Here is a 20,145-nt window from a genome sequence, read left to right as displayed (position 1 = left end):
TAAGCGCAGCGCGCCGCGTCGGCCGTCTGCGCCCGCTGACGGCTCAGCGACCGCAGGCGCTCAGCGGCCGCGCGCCGGCGACGGGTGGCGCCTCAGCGCGGGTCGAGCTTCCCGGCCTCCGCTGGTCAGGCCTTCTCGGCCTTCGCCGGCGAGGCCTTCGCGGGCGAGGTCCCCCCGGCTGAGGCGTCCGGGTCACCGGGCCCCTCCCCGGAGTCACCCCCGTCCCCGTTCCCGTCCCCGTCCCCCTTGCCTGAGGCACTCGCCTCGAAGTTGTCGTTGACCTTCCCCATGTGCCGGTTCATGGACTTCATCAGTGCCCACACCGCCAGGGCCATCGCCGCGAAGACGATGAAGCCGAGGACGCCGGGGGTGACCTTGTTCTCGTCGACCTCCTTGGCGAGGGGGACGAGGTGCGTCAGTGCCAGGCTTGCGCTCATGTCAGGCATTGTCGCGGATGCCCGCAAAGAGGTCGTCCTCGGGGAGGGAGGTATCGACGAGGGACTTCACGAGCTCGTACTCCTCGGTCGGCCAGACCTCCTTCTGGAGCTCCAGCGGGACCTTGAACCAGCCGCCGTCGGGGTCGATCTGCGTGGCGTGCGCGATCAGCGCCTTGTCGCGGATCTCGTAGAACTCGGCGCACGGAACGTGCGTGGTCAGCGTGCGCTCGGTGCGCTCGAACTCCGACCACCGCTTGAGCCAGTCCCCGTACGGCGACTCCATGCCACGCTCCAGGAGTGCGTGGTGCAGCGCCTCGGTCCGCGGGCGGTTGAAGCCCTGGTTGTAGTAGAGCTTCTGCGGCTGGAACGCCGGGCCGAACTGCGGCTCCGGGTACTTCTCGGTGTCCGCCGCCGCCTCGAACGCCACCATCGAGATCTTGTGGGTCATGATGTGGTCGGGGTGCGGGTAACCGCCGTTCTCGTCGTACGTGGTGATCACCTGGGGACGGAAGGAGCGGATCTGCTTCACCAGCTCGCCGGCCGCCTTGTCGACGTCCTCCAGTGCGAAGCAGCCCTCGGGAAGCGGCGGCAGCGGGTCGCCCTCGGGCAGGCCGGAGTCGACGAAGCCGAGCCACTCCTGCTTGATGCCGAGGATCTCGCGCGCCTCGTCCATCTCCTTCTTGCGTACCTCGTGGATGTGCTCCTCGATGTACTTGTCACCCTGAAGCTTCGGATTGAGGATGGAGCCGCGCTCGCCGCCCGTGCAGGTCACGACCAGCACGTCCACCCCCTCGGACACGTACTTCGCCATGGTGGCGGCGCCCTTGCTCGACTCGTCGTCGGGGTGGGCGTGCACGGCCATCAGTCGCAGCTGGTCAGTCAAGACTCAATCCTCAGTAAGTCGGCCAGTCGGCAAGTCGGCGCCCGGCGTGAATCAGCTCGATGGGCGGCTTCTATAGTGACGGAACCGGAGGGCGAATAATTCCGGGTCCCGGCCCTGGGCCTCCCGGACCCATGCCGCCGCCCCTGCCGAGAGGACGACCATGAGTACGGCGAGCACGCAGCTGCCCGAGGGCCGGTACGGCCGCTCCGCGGACGAGCGCGCCGACCGGAAACTCAAGGTCATCGGCGGCGTACTGGGCGCGATCCTGCTCGTGCTCATCGGCTGGTACGGGTACGACCACATCGCCGGGACCAAGATCAGCGCCGAGGTGATCACCTTCAGCGCCTCGGACACCGAGGTCGAGGTGCACCTGGAAGTCCGCAAGGACGCCGACGCCCACGGCTACTGCACGCTGCGCTCACAGGCCGCGGACGGCGCCGAGGTGGGCCGCGCGGACTTCCGCTTCGATCAGGACGCGTCCCGCATCGACAAGGTCCTCACGCTCCGCACGACCGCCAAGGGCACCACCGCGGAGCTTCTGGGGTGCTACGACGACTGACGTCACCCCCAGCACTTACGTGTTGACCTGCGTTGACGTAATTCTGGTGTCTTATGTCCTCCCCCTTCGGCCGCTGAATTGTTAGGCTCGTGGTTTCGCCCACCCGTGAAGGACCATTCTTCTGGGTAGGGCGATGCTTTGTATTCCCAGTACCTACGAGGAGCACCTGTGACCCAGACCAGCGAGAACGTCACCTGGCTGACCCAGGAGGCGTACAACCAGCTCAAGGCCGAGCTGGAGTATTTGTCTGGTCCCGCGCGCACGGAGATCGCCACGAAGATCGCGGCGGCGCGCGAGGAGGGCGACCTGCGGGAGAACGGCGGGTACCACGCGGCCAAGGAGGAGCAGGGCAAGCAGGAGCTCCGCGTGCGCCAGCTGACCCAGCTCCTGGAGAAGGCCAAGGTGGGCGAGGCTCCCGCGGCCGACGGTGTGGTCGCGCCCGGCATGGTCGTCACCATCGCCTTCGACGGCGACGAGGACGACACCCTGGACTTCCTGCTGGCCTCGCGCGAGTACGCGAGCGCCGACATCGAGACGTACTCGCCGCAGTCCCCGCTGGGCTCCGGCGTGAACGGCAAGAAGGTCGGCGAGGACGCCCAGTACGAGCTGCCGAACGGAAAGCTCGCCTCGGTGAAGATCCTCAAGTCCGTGCCCTACCAGGGCTGACCCGAGGACGACCCGGGGTCCGGGGTCCTGGGCCCGGGACCACTGACGGGGTCCGGGGACCACGTAAGCCCAAGGCCCACCTGTGTCCAGGACGGACGCCGCCCCAGGACCACGTACTCCGACCGGCTCCGACTCCGACGATGCCCCCGAGAACCCGCCTCCGCGGCCCGGGGGCATCGTCATGCCTGGATCGATGCTTTGGTCACGCGGTGGCGGACCGGTACTTGCGCACGGCCAGCGTCCTGAAGATCAGGACGATCAGCACCGAGTAGATCAGCGAGGCCCAGACCGCGTGCTGCATGGGCCAGGCGTCCGACTGCGAGACGCCCGGATTGCCGAAGAGCTCACGGGAGGCCTGCACGGTGGCGCTGAAGGGGTTCCAGTCCGCGATGTGCCGCAGCCAGGGCGTCATGTTGCTGGAGTCCACGAACGCGTTCGAGATGAACGTGACCGGGAAGAGCCAGATCAGTCCGCCGGAGGTTGCCGCCTCCGGGGTGCGCACGGAGAGGCCGATGAGCGCGCCGATCCAGGTGAACGCGTACCCCGACAGGAGGAGCAGCCCGAAGGCACCGAGGACCTTGCCGGCGTTGGTGTCGCCGTCCGACCCGACCCGCCAGCCGACCAGCAGGGCCACGATGGCGAGGACCAGCAGGGTGAGCGCGGTCTGTACGAGGTCGGCGAGCGTCCGCCCGGTCAACACCGCGCCGCGCGCCATGGGAAGCGAGCGGAAGCGGTCGATCAGGCCCTTGTGCATGTCGTCGGCGATGCCCGCACCGGCGCCCGCGGTGGCGAAGGTGACGGTCTGCGCGAAGATGCCGGCCATCAGGAAGTTCCGGTAGTCGGTGGAGCTGGTGCTGCCGCCGATCTGCATGGAACCGCCGAAGACATAGCTGAACAGCACCACGAACATGATGGGCTGGATCAGCCCGAAAATCACCATCTCAGGAATCCTGGACATCCTGATCAGGTTGCGCTTGGCGACGACCAGGGAGTCCCGGATGGACTGGCCGACGGGGTTGGCGGGCGCCGGGACCTGCACGGCGTCGGTGACGGCACTCACTTCGCGTCCTCCTTCTTGCGCTTGCGGCTCTTGCTGTCCTTGCGGTCCTTGCTGTCCGCCACTCCGTTGCCCTCTTCCCTCTCCTCGGCCGCGTGGCCGGTGAGGGAGATGAAGACGTCGTCCAGGGTGGGCCTGCGCAGGCCGATGTCGTCGATCTCGATGCCGCGGCTGTCCAGCTCGCGGATGACCTCCGCGAGGAGCTTCGCGCCGCCGGTGACGGGCACCGTGAGCTTGCGGGTGTGCTCCTGGACCGTGGTCTCGCCCTTGCCGAAGCCGCGCAACACCTCGGAGGCCGTCTCGATGTGCTCGCGCTCGTGCACGACCACCTCGACGCGCTCGCCGCCGGTCTGCGCCTTGAGCTGGTCGGCGGTGCCGCGGGCGATGACGCGGCCGTGGTCGACCACGCAGATGTCGTGCGCGAGGTGGTCGGCCTCCTCCAGGTACTGGGTGGTCAGCAGCAGCGTCGTACCGCCGGAGACCAGCTGTTTGATGACCTCCCACAGCTGCTGGCGGTTACGCGGGTCGAGACCGGTAGTCGGCTCGTCCATGAACATCACCGGAGGCGAGACGACCAGCGCGGCCGCCAGGTCGAGCCGGCGGCGCATACCGCCCGAGTACGTCTTCGCGGTGCGGTCGCCGGCGTCGGTGAGGTTGAACTGCTCCAGCAGCTCTTCCGCCCGGGCCTTCGCCGCCTTCGCCTTCATCTGGTAGAGCTGGCCGACCATCTGGAGGTTCTCGCGGCCGGTCAGATACTCGTCGACCGCGGCGAACTGGCCGGACAGACCGACCCGGCGGCGCACCGCGTCGGGGTTCTTGAGCACGTCGATGCCCGCGACGACCGCTCTGCCGCTGTCGGGGCGCAACAGGGTGGTCAGACAGCGGACGGCGGTCGTCTTGCCCGCGCCGTTCGGCCCGAGCAGGCCCAGCACGGTGCCTTCCGGGACATCGAGATCGACGCCGTCCAGAGCCCTTACGTCGCCGAAGGTCTTCACCAGGCCTTCGGCATAGATGGCGCCTGGCATGTGAGGTCTCCCATGTGGTCGGGGAATTCCTAGGAAGGAGCTTGGTTTTCGCTGTTTCGTCCCGCCCGGCGGTCAAAAAACGTTCGACCGTCCGGACAGACCTGTGGTGGGATGTGTGGCGAGAGACACACAGTAACGCGATGTATCGCGTTACTCAACAGGTTTTTCCACCTCGCACTGACAACGGCTCTGACCTGGGGAGATGCCCAGATACCCGCAGCCGTCCTCAGCGGACCGCAGCGGGCCTCAGCTCGATGACGGTGTAACCCGCCTCGCGCAGCGCCTGGTTCACCTCGGCGCAGTGCTCGGGCCCCTTCGTCTCCAGGTGCAGCTCCACCTCCACCTCCGTGAGCCCGAGCCGTGGATCGGTCCGTACGTGGCTCACATCGAGGACGTTAGCGTCGGCCACTGACAACACCCCGAGCAGTGTGGCCAGGGCGCCGGGACGGTCCGTCAGACGCAGGGTGACCGCCAGGTAGCGGCCGCTCGCCGCCATGCCGTGCCGCAGGATGCGCTGCATCAGCAGCGGGTCCACATTGCCGCCCGAGAGCAGGGCCACGACCGGCCCCTCGAAGGCGCCCGGCTCCGCCAGCAGCGCCGCGACGGGGCTCGCGCCCGCCGGTTCGACGACCAGCTTGGCCCGCTCGAGGCAGAGCAGCAGCGCGCTGGACAGATGGTTCTCGGTCACCGTGACGACGTCGTCCACCAGGTCGCCGATGATCCGGAACGGCACATCGCCCGGCCGCCCGACCTTGATGCCGTCGGCCATCGTCGCCGGATTCTCTATCGACAGAGGGCGTCCGGCCGCCAGCGAGGGCGGATACGCGGCCGCGCCCGCCGCCTGCACGCCGACGATCCGCACGTCGGGGCGCAGCGCCTTCACCGCGATCGCGATGCCTGCGGCGAGGCCTCCGCCGCCGATTCCGACGACGATCGTGCGCACCTCGGGGCACTGTTCCAGGATCTCCAGGCCGACCGTGCCCTGCCCCGCGATGATGTCCGGATGGTCGAAGGGGTGGATGAACACGGCCCCTGTCCGCTCCGCGTACTCCTGCGCGGCGGCCAGCGTCTCGTCCACCACCTGTCCGTGGAGCCGCACGTCGGCGCCGTAGTCGTGGGTGGCCGCGACCTTCGGCAGCGGCGCCCCGGTGGGCATGAAGACGGTGGACCGCACGCCGAGGAGCGAGGAGGCCAGCGCGACACCCTGCGCGTGGTTTCCGGCGCTCGCGGCGACGACACCCGCGGCGCGCTCCTCGGGACCCAGGCCCGCGATCCGCACGTACGCGCCGCGCAGCTTGAACGAGCCCGTGCGCTGGAGGTTCTCGCACTTGAGGTGCACGGGCGCGCCCACCAGCTGGGACAGATACCTGCTGCCCTCCATCGCGGTCATCCGCGCCACGCCCGTGAGCATCTTCTGCGCGCCGCGTACGTCGTCGAGAGTCACGCTGGGCAAGGAGTCAGCCGTGCTGTAGCTCATGACCACCAGTCTCGCAGTTCACGTGGGCCTCCTCCCGGTGTGACCACGCTCCGAGACTGGTTTACGCAGCGTCGGTACGGCCCGCGCCCCGGCCGCGTACCCTGTCCCCCAACCCAGCTCCCACGCATGAATTGAGCCCCCGGCCATGCCCACAACACCAGAGATGTCGATGGACATGACGACCGTCGGTGACACCGGTCTCCTCGACACCCTGCAGCACGAGGTCGCGGTATTCGCGCGCCGTGCCGAACAGACCCGGCTCGGCGGAGTGGGGCAGGTGCGGAACTCCATGGACCGCGCCGCCTACCTGCTGCTCAACCGCCTCGACAAGGAAGGTCCGATGGGCGTCAAGGCGCTCGCCGCGAGCATGGGGATCGACTCCTCGACGGTCACCAGGCAGGTGGCCCCGCTGGTCGACACCGGGCTCGTCAAGCGCACCTCGCACCCCGAGGACGGGCGCGCGGTGGTCCTTCAGCTCTCGCCGCGCGGCCAGTCCCGCCTCGACGAAGTGCGCTCCTCCAGGCGTCAGTTGATGGCCGAGCTGACACACGACTGGGCACCGGAGGAGCGCGAGGCGTTCTGCACGCTCCTGACGCGCTTCAACAGCGCGCTGTCGGCCCGACAGGCCACCCAGGGCGTGCCCGTGGACGAGTCGCAGCCGACTTCCTGAGCGACAGCAGCGTCCGCAGCGACAGCCGCGACAGCCGGCCGGAGCGGGCTTTCGGGTCCCTTGGGCCTGCTTCACGCGCGCGTGCGCGAGGCTTCGGCCGGCTGCGTCGGCTGACCGCAGGTGCCTCTGCTTCACGTGCGCGTGTGCGCGCGTGTGCGTGTGCGTGGCTTTCCTCCCGATCACGCGCGCGTGAATCGTTTCGTGCCCCACGCGCGCGTGCATGTGCGCCGGGGCTCTTGACCGGAAGGCCGCACCCGGTCTCATATGAGACCGGGCCCTTGAAGTTCCCGGTGCGGCGTGCGCGGTGCGGCATGTCGTACGCGGCCGGGGCCCCGTTTCCCTCAGGGTCGTCCTCGGGCGGGAGGCGCGGTGCGAGATCGGCAGGCGTCCCATGGCGCCCGCCGGGCCCGGGAGTTCGAAGCGTTCGTCGCGGGCGCGGCAGGGCGGCTGCTGCATGCCGCGACCCTGCTCACGGCGGAGCCCGCGAACGCCAACCCGCGCGCGCGGCGCCTGCTGACGTCGGCCCTGGCCCAGACGTACGCCTCCTGGGACCGCCTGCGCGGCGAGGACCCGTACGACCACGCCCGCCAGCACCTGGCCGTCCGCTTCGCGCACGGCGCCTGGCACCAGCACGGGAGCTTCGGCAGGAGCCGCCCGTCGCCGGACAGCGTTCTGGCGCGCCTGTCGCCCCAGGAGCGGCTGATCCTCGTCCTCAGGCTGTACGAGGGGGTCGCCGAGGAGCAGACGGCAGCCTTGCTGGGTCTCCCCACGGAACGGGTACGGGCGATCTGCGCCCGTGCGATGGCGACGTTGTTGCACCCACCGCGCGGACCGGCCCCCGCTCTGGCGAGAGCGGTGCCGTCATGAGCCTGCGCGATCGCGAGGCCGCCGTGCGGCGGATCCTGGAGCGGACGCCGCCCCCGGTGCCGCCCGAGCTGCACGCGGATGTCGTGCGCCGCGGGAGCCGCATACTGCGCCGCAGGACGGCGGTCCGCCGCCTGATGTGGCTGGTGCTGTTCGCCGCGGCGGTCGCCTTCGTCGTCTGGGCGATCACGGCACAGCCCTGGGTGGAGCCGCCGTCGGAGACGACTCCACCGCTGACCGGCTGGTGACCCGGGTCTGACGGGGGCTCGGGATCCAGACCTGACGGGCTGGGTATCCAGACCTGACGGGGGCTCGGGATCCAGATCTGATCGACTGGTGACCCAGGTATGAGGGGGTTGGTAGCCCGGGTTCTAACCGAGCGCCTGCTGAAGGTCCTGAAGCAGGTCGTCGACGTTCTCGATGCCTACGGAGAGGCGTACGAGGTCGGCGGGGACCTCGAGGGCCGAGCCGGCGACGGACGCGTGCGTCATGCGCCCCGGGTGCTCGATCAGGGACTCGACACCGCCCAGGGACTCGCCGAGCGTGAACACCTTGGCACGGTTGCAGACCTCGACGGCCGCCTCCTCGCCGCCCGCGACCTGGAAGGAGACCATGCCGCCGAACGCCCTCATTTGCTTGGCGGCGACTTCGTGACCGGGGTGCTCCGACAGCCCCGGGTACAGGACACGTGTCACGCGCGCGTGCCGGGTGAGCATGTCGGCGACCCTGGTGGCGTTCTCGCTGTGCCGGTCCATGCGTACGGGGAGCGTCTTGGTGCCGCGCAGCACCAGCCAGGAGTCGAAGGGCCCGGCGACCGCGCCCATCGCGTTCTGGTGGTAGGCCAGCTCCTCGCCGAGTCCCTGGTCCCCGGTGATCAGGGCGCCGCCGACGACGTCCGAGTGGCCGCCCATGTACTTGGTCAGCGAGTGCACGACGATGTCCGCGCCGAGCGCCAGCGGCTGCTGGAGGTAGGGGGTCGCGAAGGTGTTGTCGACGACCAGCCTGGCGCCGGCGTCGCGTGCGATCTGGGCGACGACGGCGATGTCCGTGATGCCGAGGAGGGGGTTGGAGGGTGTCTCCACCCAGATGACCTTGGTCTTGGGGGTGATGGCCGCCCGTACGGACGCGGGGTCGCTGGTGTCGGCGACCGACCATTCCACCCCCCACTTGGAAACGACCTTCGCGAACAGGCGGAACGTGCCGCCGTACGCGTCGTTGGGGATCACCACGTGGTCACCGGGGCTGAGCAGCGTACGCAACAGGCAGTCCTCGGCCGCCAGTCCGGACGCGAACGCGAGGCCGCGGCGACCGCCCTCCAGGGCGGCGAGGTTCTCTTCCAGGGCGGTCCTGGTGGGGTTGGCGCTGCGGCTGTACTCGTAGCCGCCGCGGAGCCCGCCGACGCCGTCCTGCTTGTAGGTCGAGACCTGGTAGATCGGCGGGACGACCGCACCCGTGAGGGGATCGGCGGTGTTGCCCGCGTGGATCGCGAGGGTCTCGAAGTGCTGACTGATGTGCCTGTCGCTCATGCGTCCCGAGCGTAGTGCGCTTGCGGGGCTGATGACGTCCCGCCCCGGTGGAGCCGACCGCACGACGAGGTTTCCGGACCGTGACGCCGACCGGTTCGCCAATTGTCCGACCCGTCTGGTTCGCTTGAGGCATGGAGATTCTGTGGGTCCTGATGGCGCTGGCCATGTTCAGCCTGGTCCTGCTGCCGGTTCTGCGGCGCAGGCGTGCCGGTATACAGCTGGTCTCGCCGGGCGACCCGGACGCCGCGGACCCGGCGAACTACGGGTTCCTGCTGCAGGAGGAGCTGGACATCCGCATGCCGGGCCCCGACCGGGACCTGCTGGACGTGCTGGACCTGGTTCAGCGCACACAGGACTACCGCTCCGCCCTGCAACTGCTCGCCGGCACGGAAGCAGAGGGTGAGCGGCGCTGGCAGCGGGTGCAGGCCTTCGCGGGCGCCGCGTCGCTGGAGCTGCGGCAGCGCCCCGGAGGGGTGAGCGAGACCCCCGGCGGGCAGTGGCTGCGGGTGTGGCGGGCGGAGAAGCCCAAGGACGCGGGCGGCGCGGCGGTGCACGCGGAGTTCCTGGTGCAGCAGGCGTGGCGCACGTCGACGCCGGGGACGGACGAGTTCCGGATCATCATGGAGGAGGCGAGGTCGGCGTGCGGCGAGGCCGCGCTGCTGGCCCCGGGGGACCCGATCCCGTACATCATCGAGCTGTCGGTGGCGCGCGGACTCGCCTACTCCCAGCCGGAGTTCGAGAAGCTCTGGCTGAAGATCCTGGACCGCGCGCCGGCCCACATGGGAGCGCATCTCGCGGCCCTGCACTACTGGTGCGAGAAGTGGCACGGCACGCGTGAGATGTCGTACTCGTTCGCGGAGGCGGCGGCAGCGCGCGCCCCGCAAGGGTCCTTGCTGGCCGCCATGCCGCTCTTCGCGGTCTTCGAGCACCTCCCCGAGGTCAGCCTGGTCCGCAGCTTCTACCAGAGCGAGGTCGTGACGAAGGCCGTCCACGGCGCCCTCTACGCGGTACACGCGGCCCGCCCCGACGACCCGATGCTCGCCCACGTCCGCCACCTCCTGGTCTTCTTCCTCGTCCGCGGCGAGCGCTGGGCGGAGGCCATGAACCAACTGGTCCATATCGACGGCCACGTGGGCGCCCTGCCCTGGACCCTCACATCCGACCCCGCAGCGGACTACGCGGTGTACCGGGCGCTGGCGGTGGCGGGCTACGAGGCGAACGGGGGGAGCCCGGCGACGCTCCTGCGCTGAGGCCTCACACCGTCGCGCGCTGAGCCCCCATACACCCGGTTGCGCCTTGCCACCCGGCTTACGGGTGGGTAATACTCCGCCCCTGCCTGTTGGTCATGATCACACCCATGGCCACCAAACTTTTTCGTGATCTTCAGTCTTCCCGGGGGGGGAACTCTGCCCAATGGGCGCGACCCTGCGCGCGCTGCGCGCTCTCGTATGGCTCGTCGGATTCCATCTGCTCGGCATCGTCGTGCTGGCCGCACTGGCCGGGGTCGACTACGTCTTGTACCTGCACGCCCCTTCCAGCGTCGCCGTCAAGTCGTACGTCGTCTCCGTGCTGCTCTCGATTCCGCTGGTCCGCGGCCTGTTCATGGTGCGCACGCCGAGGAACGAGGACATCGCGGGCATACCCGTGACAGCTGCCGACGAGCCCGAACTCTGGCGCACCGTAAGCGAACTGGCCGACCACGTCGCCACCCGCACGCCCTCGGTCGTCGTCCTCACGGCCGACGTCAACGCCGCCGTCAGTGAGCGTGCCCACTTCCTCGGCCTGCTCGCCGGACCGCGCCGCCTCTACCTCGGCGTGCCCCTCATGCAGGGCCTGACCGAGGACCAGCTGCGGGCCGTCCTGGCCCATGAGCTGGGCCACTACTCGAACTCCGAGACCCGACTCGCAGCCATCACCGTGCGCGGTCGTGCGCAGGTCCTGCGCACCATCGAGCAGTTCGAGGAACGGGCCGGCAGCACGGCGGAACGCGAGCGGGCCCGGCAGGAGAAGAGGAACACCAAGGCCGAGGCCAGGGGGAAAGCGGCCCGAGAGATCGACACCGGCCACGCGGGGCTCACCTACCGCGCGATGGCAAGGGTCTACACCGCGTACGCCAAGCTGTACTTCCGCGCCACGCTGGCCGACTCCCGCCGTCAGGAGTACGCCGCCGACGCCGTGGCCGCCAAGATCGCCGGACGGGACGCCACCGTGTCGGCGCTGCGCGAGGTCCCTGCCCTGGACGCCGCGTTCGGGTTCTACATGCACTCCTACGCGACACTGGGCTCCAGCGCCGGGCTTCTACCGCCGCGCGGCGAGGTGTTCGGCGGCTTCCACGCGATGCTGAACGCCCGGCAGCTCGAACTGGTCGGGCTGCGCTCCGCACCACCGGCCGCGCCTCCGTCGCCGTACGACTCGCATCCACCCATCTCCGACCGCATCCGCCGCGTCGAGGCGCTGCCCGCCGATGGGCGCACGGAAGAGGCCAAGGGCACCGCCCTCGACCTCCTGGCCGATCCGGCGGGGATCCTGGCGGCCCTGGAGGACACGGTTCTCGCGGACGACGTACGGCACTTCCGGCGCACCCTCGACTGGCAAGAACTGCTCGACGCCTCCATAGCTGAGGGGCTCGCCTCCCTCAACACACCGCTGCACCGGGCGCTGGCGATGTACACCAAGGACCGGCCGACCCTGCCCGCGCTGCTGCGGCTGATCGACAACGGGCAGCTGTGGCAGTTGGCCCGCAGGCTGCCCCTGTCCAGCCGGGCGTCCGCCGCGCAGGGCCGCGCCTTCCGCGAGTTCGTCCGTCCCGTCCTGTACGAGTCTCTGCACAGCATGGCACTGGCTGAGTTCGCCGCCCATTCCCAGCTGCGCTGGGAGTTCTCCTGGTCACGGCCGGCCACCGTGCTCCTGCCGCCGACGCCTGGCGGCAAGGAGACCTCGGAGACCGACCTCGACGCCGCGGTCAGGGCGGCGCTCGCCGACACCGCCGACACCGCCCCATTGCGTGCCCTGCTCACCCACCACCGCTGAGGCCCCTGTGCGCGTCTCCGTCACCCCCCACCGAGGTTTGCTGTGATCATCATCTGGGTCGTACTGGCCCTCGTCATACTCCCCCTGGTCGCTCTCGGCCTGTACTTCCTCAAGGCCATCGTGGAGGGCGCCGTCGAAGGCTGGCGGGGCGCCGGCGACTCGACGGGCTACGAGCTGCCCGCCGAGGCCACGGCCCTGGGGCTGCTGCCGCCCGAGCGGCAGAACTCCAAGTTCGCGGGTCCGGCTCCGGCCGAGCTGACAGCGGCACTCGCCGCCGCCAGGTCCGGCGACTGGCAGCCGGTCGCGGCGCTGTTCGACGCGACGGCCGTCGAGCGGGACTGGGAGCGCCGCGCGCTGTACCTCGCACCGCTCGCCAAGGTCGCCGCCGAGGACGACGCCTGGCTCCTTGCCTGGGAAGCCGCACGCCCCGACGACCCGGGCGCGGTGCTGATGCGGGCGCGCAGCACGGTGATGCTGGCCTGGGACATCCGCGGTGGCAAGAGAGCCAAGTACACCACCTCCGAGCAGTTCGAGGGCTTCCATCGCATGCTGGCCCGGTCCCGCGAGGAACACGCCCGCGCGGCCGCCGTGGCGCCCGAGGGTGACCCGACCCCGTACTGCGGTGAGATCTGGACGGCGCTGGGACTCGGTTACCCGCACGCGGAGATGGACCGCATGTGGAAGGAGCTCACCGACCGCGCGCCGCACCACTACGAGGCGCACTTCTCGGCGCTGCAGTACTGGTGCAAGAAGTGGCGGGGCTCGGAAGAGCTGGCCCGTCAGTTCGCGGCGCGGGCGGCTGACGGGGCGCCGCTGGGCAGCCTGATGACGGCATTCCCGCTGATCGCGCACTTCGAGCACGACGAGTCGGACTCGACGGACGCCGACCGTACGCCCGAGATGCGTGCCCTGGTCGACGCGGCGCTCGTGGACGTGGCCGCCGCCGACCCGACGCACCCGCGACTGGCGGAGGTCCGGCACCTTCTCGCCTACTACCTCTGTCTCCAGGACCGGGACGAGGCGGCCGTCGAACAGTTCCGCCTGGTGGACGGTCATGTCGGAGCCCTCCCCTGGCGCTACCGCGGCGACCCGGCAGCCGAGTTCTGCCGCATGCGAGACCTGAGCCTGGCGAACGCAGCGGCCTCGCGGTAGTCCGGTCACCGAGTTCCGCCGGATGTGCGACCTGAGTCCGGCGAACACAGCGGCTCGGGCCGTCGTCCTGCCCGCAGCTCACGCGCTGCTGCGGCCGACTCGCCGATGGCGAGTACGGCGGTCGAAACTCAGTAGCCGCCCGGACCGGCCCGGCCCCAGGCTGTACGTCATGGAAGAACCACACCGTCGGATCCGTGCGGTCTACGGCGAGTCGACGATCACCGTCTACCAGGCGTACTCGCCGGAGATCGGCCTGCCCACCGTTCGTGAGGGCCGTTTTCCCGCTGCGTGGAAGCGGGAGCGCATGACGTGGATCAAGCCGTCGTTCCTGTGGATGATGTACCGCTGCGGGTGGGGCGCCAAGGCGGGGCAGGAGACCGTGCTCGCTGTCGAGATCTGCCGTGAGGGCTTCGAATGGGCGCTGCGTCATGCGTGTCTGTCGAGCTACGTCCGCGGCGTGCACCCGGACCGGGCCGGGTGGCGGCGTCAGTTGACGCGTGCGCCCGCTCGCGTGCAGTGGGATCCCGAGCGGGATCTGCGCCTCCAGCCCCTGCCGTACCGGTCATTGCAACTGGGTCTTTCCGGCGAGGCCGTACGAAGGTACGCGGACGAGTGGACGGTCGCCATCCGCGACGTCACCCCGCTCGCCCACGAGATCCACGCCCTCGTCAGCGGTGGCGACCTGGGCTCCGCCGCCCGGCTGCTGCCCCGGGAACGCCCTTATCCCGCTGGGGACGAACATCTTGCCCACCTGATGGGATGACCTACCCCGCGCACGTCATCCTTGTACCGTGCCTGAGAGGCAGGACCGGCTGAGGCGCGAGCGCGGCCCGGGTCGGCCGTGGAGGTTCGGTTCAGTCTCCGACGACCGCCGGGCTGGCTCGTGGGTCAGCCCGCCGTGCGGGTGGGCAGGCGCCAGCCGGGGCGGGGGAAGTGGCAGGTGTAGCCGTCCGGGTAGCGCTCCAGGTAGTCCTGGTGTTCGGGCTCGGCCTCCCAGAAGGGGCCGACCGGCTCGACCTCGGTGACGACCTTGTTCGGCCAGAGGCCGGAGGCGTCCACGTCCGCGATCGTGTCCTCGGCGATGCGCTTCTGCTCGTCGTCCACGTAGTAGATCGCCGAGCGGTAGCTGAGGCCGATGTCGTTGCCCTGACGGTTCTTGGTGCTCGGGTCGTGGATCTGGAAGAAGAACTCCAGGATCGCGCGGTAGTCGGTCTTCTCGGGGTCGAAAAGGATCTCGATGGCCTCCGCGTGCGTGCCGTGATTACGGTACGTCGCGTTCTCCACGTCACCGCCGGAGTATCCGACCCGGGTCGCCGTAACGCCCGGGAGCCGGCGGATCAGGTCCTGCATCCCCCAGAAGCATCCGCCCGCCAGCACGGCCCTCTGCGTCTGCCCAGCCATTGCGGCCCTCCAATATCCGTCATGTACGTCATGTACGTCAGCTCGGTCACTCGGGCCGCCCGGCTCGCACGCCACCGGCTTCTCCTGCCCACTCCCCACAACGCGTGAGGGTTCCAGGCGATTCCGCACCCGCCGATCCGGCCCTGTGGTCGGCCGCCGCGAGGGGGCACCGATGCCGTCCTGCGGGCCGGCTGCCGGCAAGGCGGACGCCCTGGTGCGTCGGCGGCGTACCAGGGCGTCCGAGGGGGCGAGCTCTTGGGGGCAGGGCGCGATCAGGTGCCGTAGACCTGGAACTCCCAGAGCGAGTAGCCGTACTGGGTGGAACGCGCGGTGCCGTACATCCGCACATACCGCCCGGAACCGGTGACAGTCAGTGTCTGGTTGCCGCCGGTGCTCGCCGTGGTCGAGTAGATGGTGGTCCAGGTCGTCCCGTTGGCCGAGGTCTGGATCTGGTACGCCGTGCCGTACGCGCCCTCCCAGTTGAGGGCGACCGAGCTGATGGCGTGGGTGGCCCCGAGGTCCACCTGCAGCCACTGCGGATCAGTGAACGTGCTCGACCAGCGGGTGCCGGTGTTGCCGTCGACCGCCATGGGAGCGGTGAAGCTGGTGCTCTCCGAGGACGAGGTGGTGGCCGTTCTGCCCTGCGACAGGAGCGTGCCGGGGGTGGAGCCGGACGTCGAACCGTAGAGCCTGAGCTCGTAGAGCGACGCGCCGTAGGTCGAGTTTCTGGCCGTGGCGTAGATCCGGACGTATCTCCCCGAGCCCGACAGCGCGGTGTCCTGGAGGAGTTGTGGACTGTTGTTGTTGGAGTAGATCGTGGTCCACGTCGTGCCGTTCGTGGACGTCTGTAGCTGGTAGGCCGATGCGGCGGCCGCCTCCCAGATCACCGACGCGTGGGTGAGGTTGTAGGTGGCGCCGAGGTCGACCTGCAGCCACTGCGGGTCGCTGAACGCGCTCGACCAGCGAGTGCTGATGTTGCCGTCGGTGGCATTGGCCGCCGGGAACGACGCGCTCTCCGCCGAGGAGGCAGTGGTGGGCTTGCCCTGGGCGATGTTGGTGCCCGTGGCGCCGGGGGGCGCCTTGTTGTAGACGGCCACGTAGTCGATGTTCAGCGAACCGCCGGACACGGTGGCGGCGGTGGGACCGCCGCCGTAGGCAGCCGGGAAGCCGCCGCCGATGGCCAGGTTGAAGATGATGAAGAAGCTGTGGTCGACGGCGTTGGACCAGGCGGTGGCGTCGATCTGGTTGGAGCTGAGGGTGTAGAAGTTGACGCCGTCGAGGTACCAGCGGATCTGCTCGGGGGAGGTCGAGCGGTCGATCTCCACCGCGTAGGTGTGGTACCCCGTCTGACAGCCGGAGCAGGCGCGTTCACCGGAGCCGACGCCGGTGGACTCGTTGCACGGGCCGCCCGGGTTGGTGCCGCAGTGCAGGGCGCCGAACACCGAACTGCGGCCGTTGATGTCCTCCATGATGTCGATCTCGCCGGAGCCGGGCCAGACCGTGCCGACCCGCAGCGGGGAGCCCAGCATCCAGAACGCGGGCCAGTACCCGAGGCCGTTCGTCGTGTTGACGTTCGGCTGCTGGAGGGACGACTCCATCCGTACGACGCCACCGGGCAGCGCGCCGAAGCCGTCCGCCTGCGTCTCGACCCTGCCCGAGGTCCAGCCGAGGACCGGGTCGGTGCCCGAGTGCAGGGCCTTGATCACCAGATGGCCGTTGCCGTCGTGGTAGACGTTGGCCGTGCTGTTGGTCATCGTCTCGACCTCGCCGGTGCCGAAGGTCCAGCCCTCGCCGACGTCGTAACGCCAGATGTCGGTGTTCAGTCCGGTGTTGGCGGCGCCGGAGAAGTCGTCGCTCCAGGTGGTGGTGAAACCGGCGGGTGCTGCCGGTACGGCCGCGGGGGCGACCGCCGCGGCGGGCTGCGCCGCGACGGCCTTCGCCGGGGGCTGCGCGGAGGCTGCCTGGGGGGAGGCTCCCTGGGCGGCGGGCGCACCGGCCAACGCGAACGTCGCGACGGCGGAGATCGCCGCGAGCAGGCCAACGCCCGTTCGCCGCCTGCCTCTTCGGCTCGGAAGTAAGTGCAAGCGCGTGCCTTTGATGGACATCCGTGCTCCTTCCCCTCGTGGGGGGCGAGGGGCAGCCACTTGACGCTACTCCGTCAGGCGGCGTCCCTGTGGGTGGAGGTGAGAGCGCTCTCAGGAGCGTGTTCCTCGCGTCGGGTCCATGTCAATAGCACGGCGCACCCCTCGAAGAAGGCGAGCGTCGCCGCGTTGCCGTCGGGTGAACGACAGATCAGGAAGTCCGGTGAGCGACAGGACAGGAAGACGACGCGCTGAATCGCTTCTCCCTCACTCGTTCGAGCGGTGGAAAAGCACCCATGGCCGATACGCTGACGCATGGGATCAGAATCACGCCCATGGGAGCAGCCATGACCACCTCCGCCGCTGGGCAGCCGCTCATCCCCGAGCCCCCTGCCACGGTTGCCGCGTTGCGGCAGGCCATCCGTCAGATCGCGCCAGCCGCACTACCGGCCTTCACACGGGAGTTGGACCAGGCAGCCGACCAGTCACGGCAGGGTTCCGATCTTGCGCCGCTCCAGCGGTTCATCGCTCAGTGGGCTGCCTATGTCCACATCCAACGCCAGCCCGCCCTGGCAGCAGACCTCCGCCGCTGGGAAGACGCCGCCGAGGCGGGCGACGCCGCCGAGGCACGGCAAGCCGCCTCCGCGATCGGGCGCATCCTGGACGAAGCCCACTCAGCCATCGGCCTCCCGGCCCGGTGAGCACGGAGTGGCGCTGGGAGTACGACCCCGACCACAATCACGTGGCAGGCGGCATCCCCGTTCACATCGTGGCGGAGGTGGAGCGTCTGGCGGGTCAGCTCGTGGACCTCGCCAGTACGGGTATCGATGTCAGCGACCTCGGCAACGGCCCCCGACCGGGAGGCCTGCGCCGTATGGACGCGGCCGGCGGCTGGTTCTACTTCCTGGTGGCACCACGCGCCCCGCTGATCATCATCGTCCGCATCGTGCCACCGTTCGACTCCCTGTAGCCGTCACCGCCCTTGTCCTTGCGATGCGGCACCAGGGCGGAGTGGCGTAACGCTCGACTTCACGATCCGGGGGACTCGGCGGCGGAGACCAGCCCAAGCGTGCCGCTCGTCAAGGACGCCCTCCAGGCAGTGGCGGGTGACACCGCCTTCTCCGTTATGTCCGGAGTGGTTCCCCGACGGTCCGGCCCGCCCGGACCGCCAGGGGCCGCTCACCTGGTGCCGACCGTCCGGAGTGCCGTGAGGACCAGCGCGCGGCTGACGTGCACGATCTCGGAGACGGACACCCGCTCCTGGGCGCTGTGTGCGACGCGGATGTCGCCCGGTCCGAACTGCAGGGTCGGGATGCCGGCGGCGGCGTAGAGCCGCAGGTCACTGCCGTACGAGGCACCGTGCTCGGACGGGGCGGGGGCGCCGCCCGCGACGGCTCGCGCCGCCTCCCGTACGACATCCCGCAGCGGATGCCCCGCCGGCAGCCGCCCGCTGGCGAACTGGCCCCCGGGCCAGCTGACCTTCGCCGGATGGTCGCGCAGCCACGGGTCGGCGGCGCAGGCCTCGGCCACGCATTTCTCCAGGGCGGCGCGGGCGGTCGCGGGGTCCTCGTCGAGACGTACGCCGAACCGGCCCTCGGCGACCAGCAGATCGGGCACCGTACTCGCCCAGTCGCCCGAGCGAACCGTGCCGACGGACAGCGCGTACGGAATGCGGTGCTCGGCCATGAGGGGGTCAGGGTCGGCGTTCCGCTCGGCCTCCAGGGCGGCCAGCGCACGGTGGACGGGCAGGTACGCGTCGATGGCGCTGACCCCGGCGTCCCGGGAACTGCCGTGGGCGGCCAGACCGGGAACGGCGATACGGAAGGTCAGCGCGCCCGCGTTGGCCGTGATCAGGGTGCTGTTGGTCGGCTCGGTGATGACGCAGGCGTCGCCCGTGTGACCGCGCTGGAGTGTGCCGAAGGCCCCGAGTCCACCGTCCTCCTCCCCCACCACGAAGTGCACCGCCAGCCGGCCGCGCAGCCGTACCCCGCTCGCCCGGATCGCGGCCAGCGCGGCGAGGTGGGCCACAAGGCCGGCCTTCATGTCGCACGCGCCCCGGCCGTGCACGGTGTCGCCGGCCACCCTCGGTATGAACGGGTCCCCGTCCCAGCCCGCCAGGTCACCGGGCGGTACGACGTCCACATGGCCCTGGAGGATCAAGGTCGGCCCGTCGCCGCCGTCCTCGGTGACCCCCACCAGGCCCCACGCCTCGTCGCGCGGCGCCTCCGACCCGGGGAAGCCGGGGTGCGCCCGCAGTGTGGGCAGGTCCATCGACCACAGGTCGACGTCGAGACCGAGCCGGTCCAGCCGTCCGGCCAGGTCGTGCTGTGCCTCGGACTCCGCCGGGCTCCCCGTCACGCTCGGGACGGCTATCAGCTCCAGGAGGTTTCGGGCGATGGCCTGCTCGTCGATCGCGGCCAGGGCGGCGGCCTCCTGCGCACTCAACTCGGCGCTGGACACGTCGGTCGTCATGGGCGGTCGCTCCTGTCGCGGCTCAGTGTTTCACTGCTCGTAGCGTGGCGTTGGCCTGGGCATTGACTGTGGCATCGGACCTGGAGCTGGACTGGGAATGTGCCCGAGATCACCGCGGATCCTACGGCGCAGCACTTGGGCACTCAATCTCCGTACTGGCCGATCGTCTCCGTACTGGCCGACCATGAAGACGCCATGCAGACCTGCAGACCTGCAGACCTGCAGACCGTGCCGGACCATGCCGGACCATGCCGGACCATGGAAACCATGCAGACCGGCAAGACGCGGTCAGGCCGGTACCCGCGCCGGGAGGCTTTGGTGGGGATCGCTTCGTTGCCGTACGTCGACGAGCACGTCACGGTCGTCGTGGCGGAGGCCGACGACGTCTGGCGTGGTCTGGTCGAGACGCTGGAGCGGTCCTTCTCGCGTCCCCGCGCGGCGGGCTACGCGCGGCTGGTCGGATGCGCCGACCGTACGGCGTCCGGGCCGCGGCCCCTTGCCGAGGGGTCGACGTTCCCGGGGTTCCGGGTGGCCGCCGCGGTGCCGGGGCGGAAGCTGGTCCTTGAAGGGCGGCACCGTTTCTCGACGTACGCCCTGATCTTCCGTCTCGACCACGCGGGGCCGGGTCGAACCAGGCTGCGCGCCGAGACCCGGGCCGCCTTTCCCGGTCCGGCCGGCCGGCTGTACCGACGGCTCGTCATCGGAACGGGTGGGCACGCGACGGGCCAGCGGCGCCTGCTCTCGGCAGTCCGGCACCGATCCGAGTAGCGCTGGTGGCACGCGCAAGCGGGGCCCCCGGTTCCGACCGCCCCAGGAAGGGTGCTTAAGGTAAGCCTTACCTAATT

21 protein-coding genes are annotated in these 20,145 nt (G+C 70.0%); 12 read left to right on the top strand and 9 right to left on the bottom strand.

Features of this window, described 5'->3' with window-relative positions:
- Positions 1-125: 125 nt before the first annotated feature.
- Both ACFYPC_RS22255 and mca read right to left on the bottom strand, forming a co-directional pair.
- Entirely contained in the window at positions 126-446 is a 321-nt protein-coding gene (locus ACFYPC_RS22255; RefSeq protein WP_388678814.1) for a hypothetical protein, read from the bottom strand.
- Positions 439-1,299, bottom strand: coding sequence for a mycothiol conjugate amidase Mca (mca, locus tag ACFYPC_RS22250; protein WP_388678893.1), 861 nt, complete (start codon positions 1,297-1,299; stop codon positions 439-441). Before mca ends, ACFYPC_RS22255 begins: the two co-directional genes overlap by 8 nt.
- Before the next feature lie 181 nt (positions 1,300-1,480).
- On the opposite strand from mca, the gene ACFYPC_RS22245 reads away from it, so the two are divergent.
- Both ACFYPC_RS22245 and greA read left to right on the top strand, forming a co-directional pair.
- Complete coding sequence (locus ACFYPC_RS22245) at positions 1,481-1,879, top strand: DUF4307 domain-containing protein (protein ID WP_388678811.1); 399 nt, start codon at positions 1,481-1,483, stop codon at positions 1,877-1,879.
- A gap of 168 nt (positions 1,880-2,047) precedes the next feature.
- The gene (greA, locus tag ACFYPC_RS22240) at positions 2,048-2,545 is read left to right on the top strand and encodes a transcription elongation factor GreA (protein ID WP_388678808.1); all 498 of its coding nucleotides are present in this window, start codon (positions 2,048-2,050) and stop codon (positions 2,543-2,545) included.
- A gap of 202 nt (positions 2,546-2,747) precedes the next feature.
- On the opposite strand, the gene ACFYPC_RS22235 is transcribed toward greA, so the two are convergent.
- The 3 genes from ACFYPC_RS22235 to ilvA all read right to left on the bottom strand — a co-directional run bounded on the left by ACFYPC_RS22235 (position 2,748) and on the right by ilvA (position 6,104).
- Complete coding sequence (locus ACFYPC_RS22235; protein ID WP_388678805.1) at positions 2,748-3,605, bottom strand: ABC transporter permease; 858 nt, start codon at positions 3,603-3,605, stop codon at positions 2,748-2,750.
- A complete protein-coding gene (locus tag ACFYPC_RS22230) occupies positions 3,602-4,627 on the bottom strand; it encodes an ATP-binding cassette domain-containing protein (protein WP_388678803.1) in 1,026 nt (341 codons plus the stop codon). Before ACFYPC_RS22230 ends, ACFYPC_RS22235 begins: the two co-directional genes overlap by 4 nt.
- A gap of 226 nt (positions 4,628-4,853) precedes the next feature.
- Positions 4,854-6,104, bottom strand: a complete 1,251-nt coding sequence (gene ilvA, locus ACFYPC_RS22225) for a threonine ammonia-lyase (protein ID WP_388678800.1) — start codon at positions 6,102-6,104, stop codon at positions 4,854-4,856.
- 163 nt (positions 6,105-6,267) lie between these two features.
- Here ilvA and ACFYPC_RS22220 point away from each other — a divergent pair, with 163 nt between their 5' ends.
- The 3 genes from ACFYPC_RS22220 (at position 6,268) to ACFYPC_RS22210 (ending at position 7,886) form a co-directional block, all read left to right on the top strand.
- Positions 6,268-6,774 (top strand): MarR family winged helix-turn-helix transcriptional regulator, encoded by a 507-nt coding sequence (locus ACFYPC_RS22220; RefSeq protein WP_388678891.1) that lies wholly within the window; start codon positions 6,268-6,270, stop codon positions 6,772-6,774.
- A gap of 369 nt (positions 6,775-7,143) precedes the next feature.
- A complete protein-coding gene (locus tag ACFYPC_RS22215) occupies positions 7,144-7,641 on the top strand; it encodes a sigma factor-like helix-turn-helix DNA-binding protein (RefSeq protein ID WP_388678797.1) in 498 nt (165 codons plus the stop codon).
- The gene (locus tag ACFYPC_RS22210; RefSeq protein ID WP_388678794.1) at positions 7,638-7,886 is read left to right on the top strand and encodes a hypothetical protein; all 249 of its coding nucleotides are present in this window, start codon (positions 7,638-7,640) and stop codon (positions 7,884-7,886) included. The genes ACFYPC_RS22215 and ACFYPC_RS22210 overlap by 4 nt, the downstream gene beginning before the upstream one ends.
- Before the next feature lie 123 nt (positions 7,887-8,009).
- On the opposite strand, the gene ACFYPC_RS22205 is transcribed toward ACFYPC_RS22210, so the two are convergent.
- Complete coding sequence (locus ACFYPC_RS22205) at positions 8,010-9,164, bottom strand: cystathionine gamma-synthase (RefSeq protein ID WP_388678791.1); 1,155 nt, start codon at positions 9,162-9,164, stop codon at positions 8,010-8,012.
- 131 nt (positions 9,165-9,295) lie between these two features.
- Here ACFYPC_RS22205 and ACFYPC_RS22200 point away from each other — a divergent pair, with 131 nt between their 5' ends.
- The 4 genes from ACFYPC_RS22200 (at position 9,296) to ACFYPC_RS22185 (ending at position 14,109) form a co-directional block, all read left to right on the top strand.
- Positions 9,296-10,414: a hypothetical protein gene (locus tag ACFYPC_RS22200; RefSeq protein WP_388678788.1), complete on the top strand. Its 1,119-nt coding sequence runs from the start codon at positions 9,296-9,298 to the stop codon at positions 10,412-10,414.
- A gap of 163 nt (positions 10,415-10,577) precedes the next feature.
- A complete protein-coding gene (locus tag ACFYPC_RS22195; protein WP_388678785.1) occupies positions 10,578-12,194 on the top strand; it encodes a M48 family metalloprotease in 1,617 nt (538 codons plus the stop codon).
- Positions 12,195-12,236: 42 nt separating this feature from the next.
- Entirely contained in the window at positions 12,237-13,346 is a 1,110-nt protein-coding gene (locus ACFYPC_RS22190) for a hypothetical protein (RefSeq protein ID WP_388678782.1), read from the top strand.
- A gap of 169 nt (positions 13,347-13,515) precedes the next feature.
- Positions 13,516-14,109: a DUF4291 domain-containing protein gene (locus ACFYPC_RS22185; protein WP_388678780.1), complete on the top strand. Its 594-nt coding sequence runs from the start codon at positions 13,516-13,518 to the stop codon at positions 14,107-14,109.
- Positions 14,110-14,234: 125 nt separating this feature from the next.
- Here ACFYPC_RS22185 and msrA read toward each other — a convergent pair whose 3' ends face one another.
- Together msrA and ACFYPC_RS22175 are read right to left on the bottom strand one after the other, a co-directional pair.
- A complete protein-coding gene (gene msrA / locus ACFYPC_RS22180; RefSeq protein ID WP_388678778.1) occupies positions 14,235-14,747 on the bottom strand; it encodes a peptide-methionine (S)-S-oxide reductase MsrA in 513 nt (170 codons plus the stop codon).
- Between the two features lie 272 nt (positions 14,748-15,019).
- Entirely contained in the window at positions 15,020-16,852 is a 1,833-nt protein-coding gene (locus ACFYPC_RS22175; protein WP_388678775.1) for a discoidin domain-containing protein, read from the bottom strand.
- A 323-nt stretch (positions 16,853-17,175) separates the two neighbouring features.
- On the opposite strand from ACFYPC_RS22175, the gene ACFYPC_RS22170 reads away from it, so the two are divergent.
- Complete coding sequence (locus tag ACFYPC_RS22170; RefSeq protein ID WP_388678772.1) at positions 17,176-17,529, top strand: DUF6247 family protein; 354 nt, start codon at positions 17,176-17,178, stop codon at positions 17,527-17,529.
- Positions 17,526-17,798: a hypothetical protein gene (locus ACFYPC_RS22165; RefSeq protein WP_388678769.1), complete on the top strand. Its 273-nt coding sequence runs from the start codon at positions 17,526-17,528 to the stop codon at positions 17,796-17,798. Before ACFYPC_RS22170 ends, ACFYPC_RS22165 begins: the two co-directional genes overlap by 4 nt.
- 209 nt (positions 17,799-18,007) lie before the next feature.
- On the opposite strand, the gene ACFYPC_RS22160 is transcribed toward ACFYPC_RS22165, so the two are convergent.
- On the bottom strand, positions 18,008-19,300 hold the full coding sequence (locus tag ACFYPC_RS22160) for an ArgE/DapE family deacylase (protein WP_388678766.1): 1,293 nt from the start codon (positions 19,298-19,300) through the stop codon (positions 18,008-18,010).
- Between the two features lie 267 nt (positions 19,301-19,567).
- On the opposite strand from ACFYPC_RS22160, the gene ACFYPC_RS22155 reads away from it, so the two are divergent.
- Positions 19,568-20,068 (top strand): hypothetical protein, encoded by a 501-nt coding sequence (locus ACFYPC_RS22155; protein ID WP_388678889.1) that lies wholly within the window; start codon positions 19,568-19,570, stop codon positions 20,066-20,068.
- Positions 20,069-20,145: the final 77 nt, after the last annotated feature.

The sequence above is a fragment of the Streptomyces sp. NPDC005808 genome, from assembly GCF_042871385.1.
In the GTDB taxonomy this organism is placed as follows: domain Bacteria; phylum Actinomycetota; class Actinomycetes; order Streptomycetales; family Streptomycetaceae; genus Streptomyces.
Note: the sequence above shows the minus strand (reverse complement) of the source record. Positions and strands in the feature narration are given on the sequence as shown.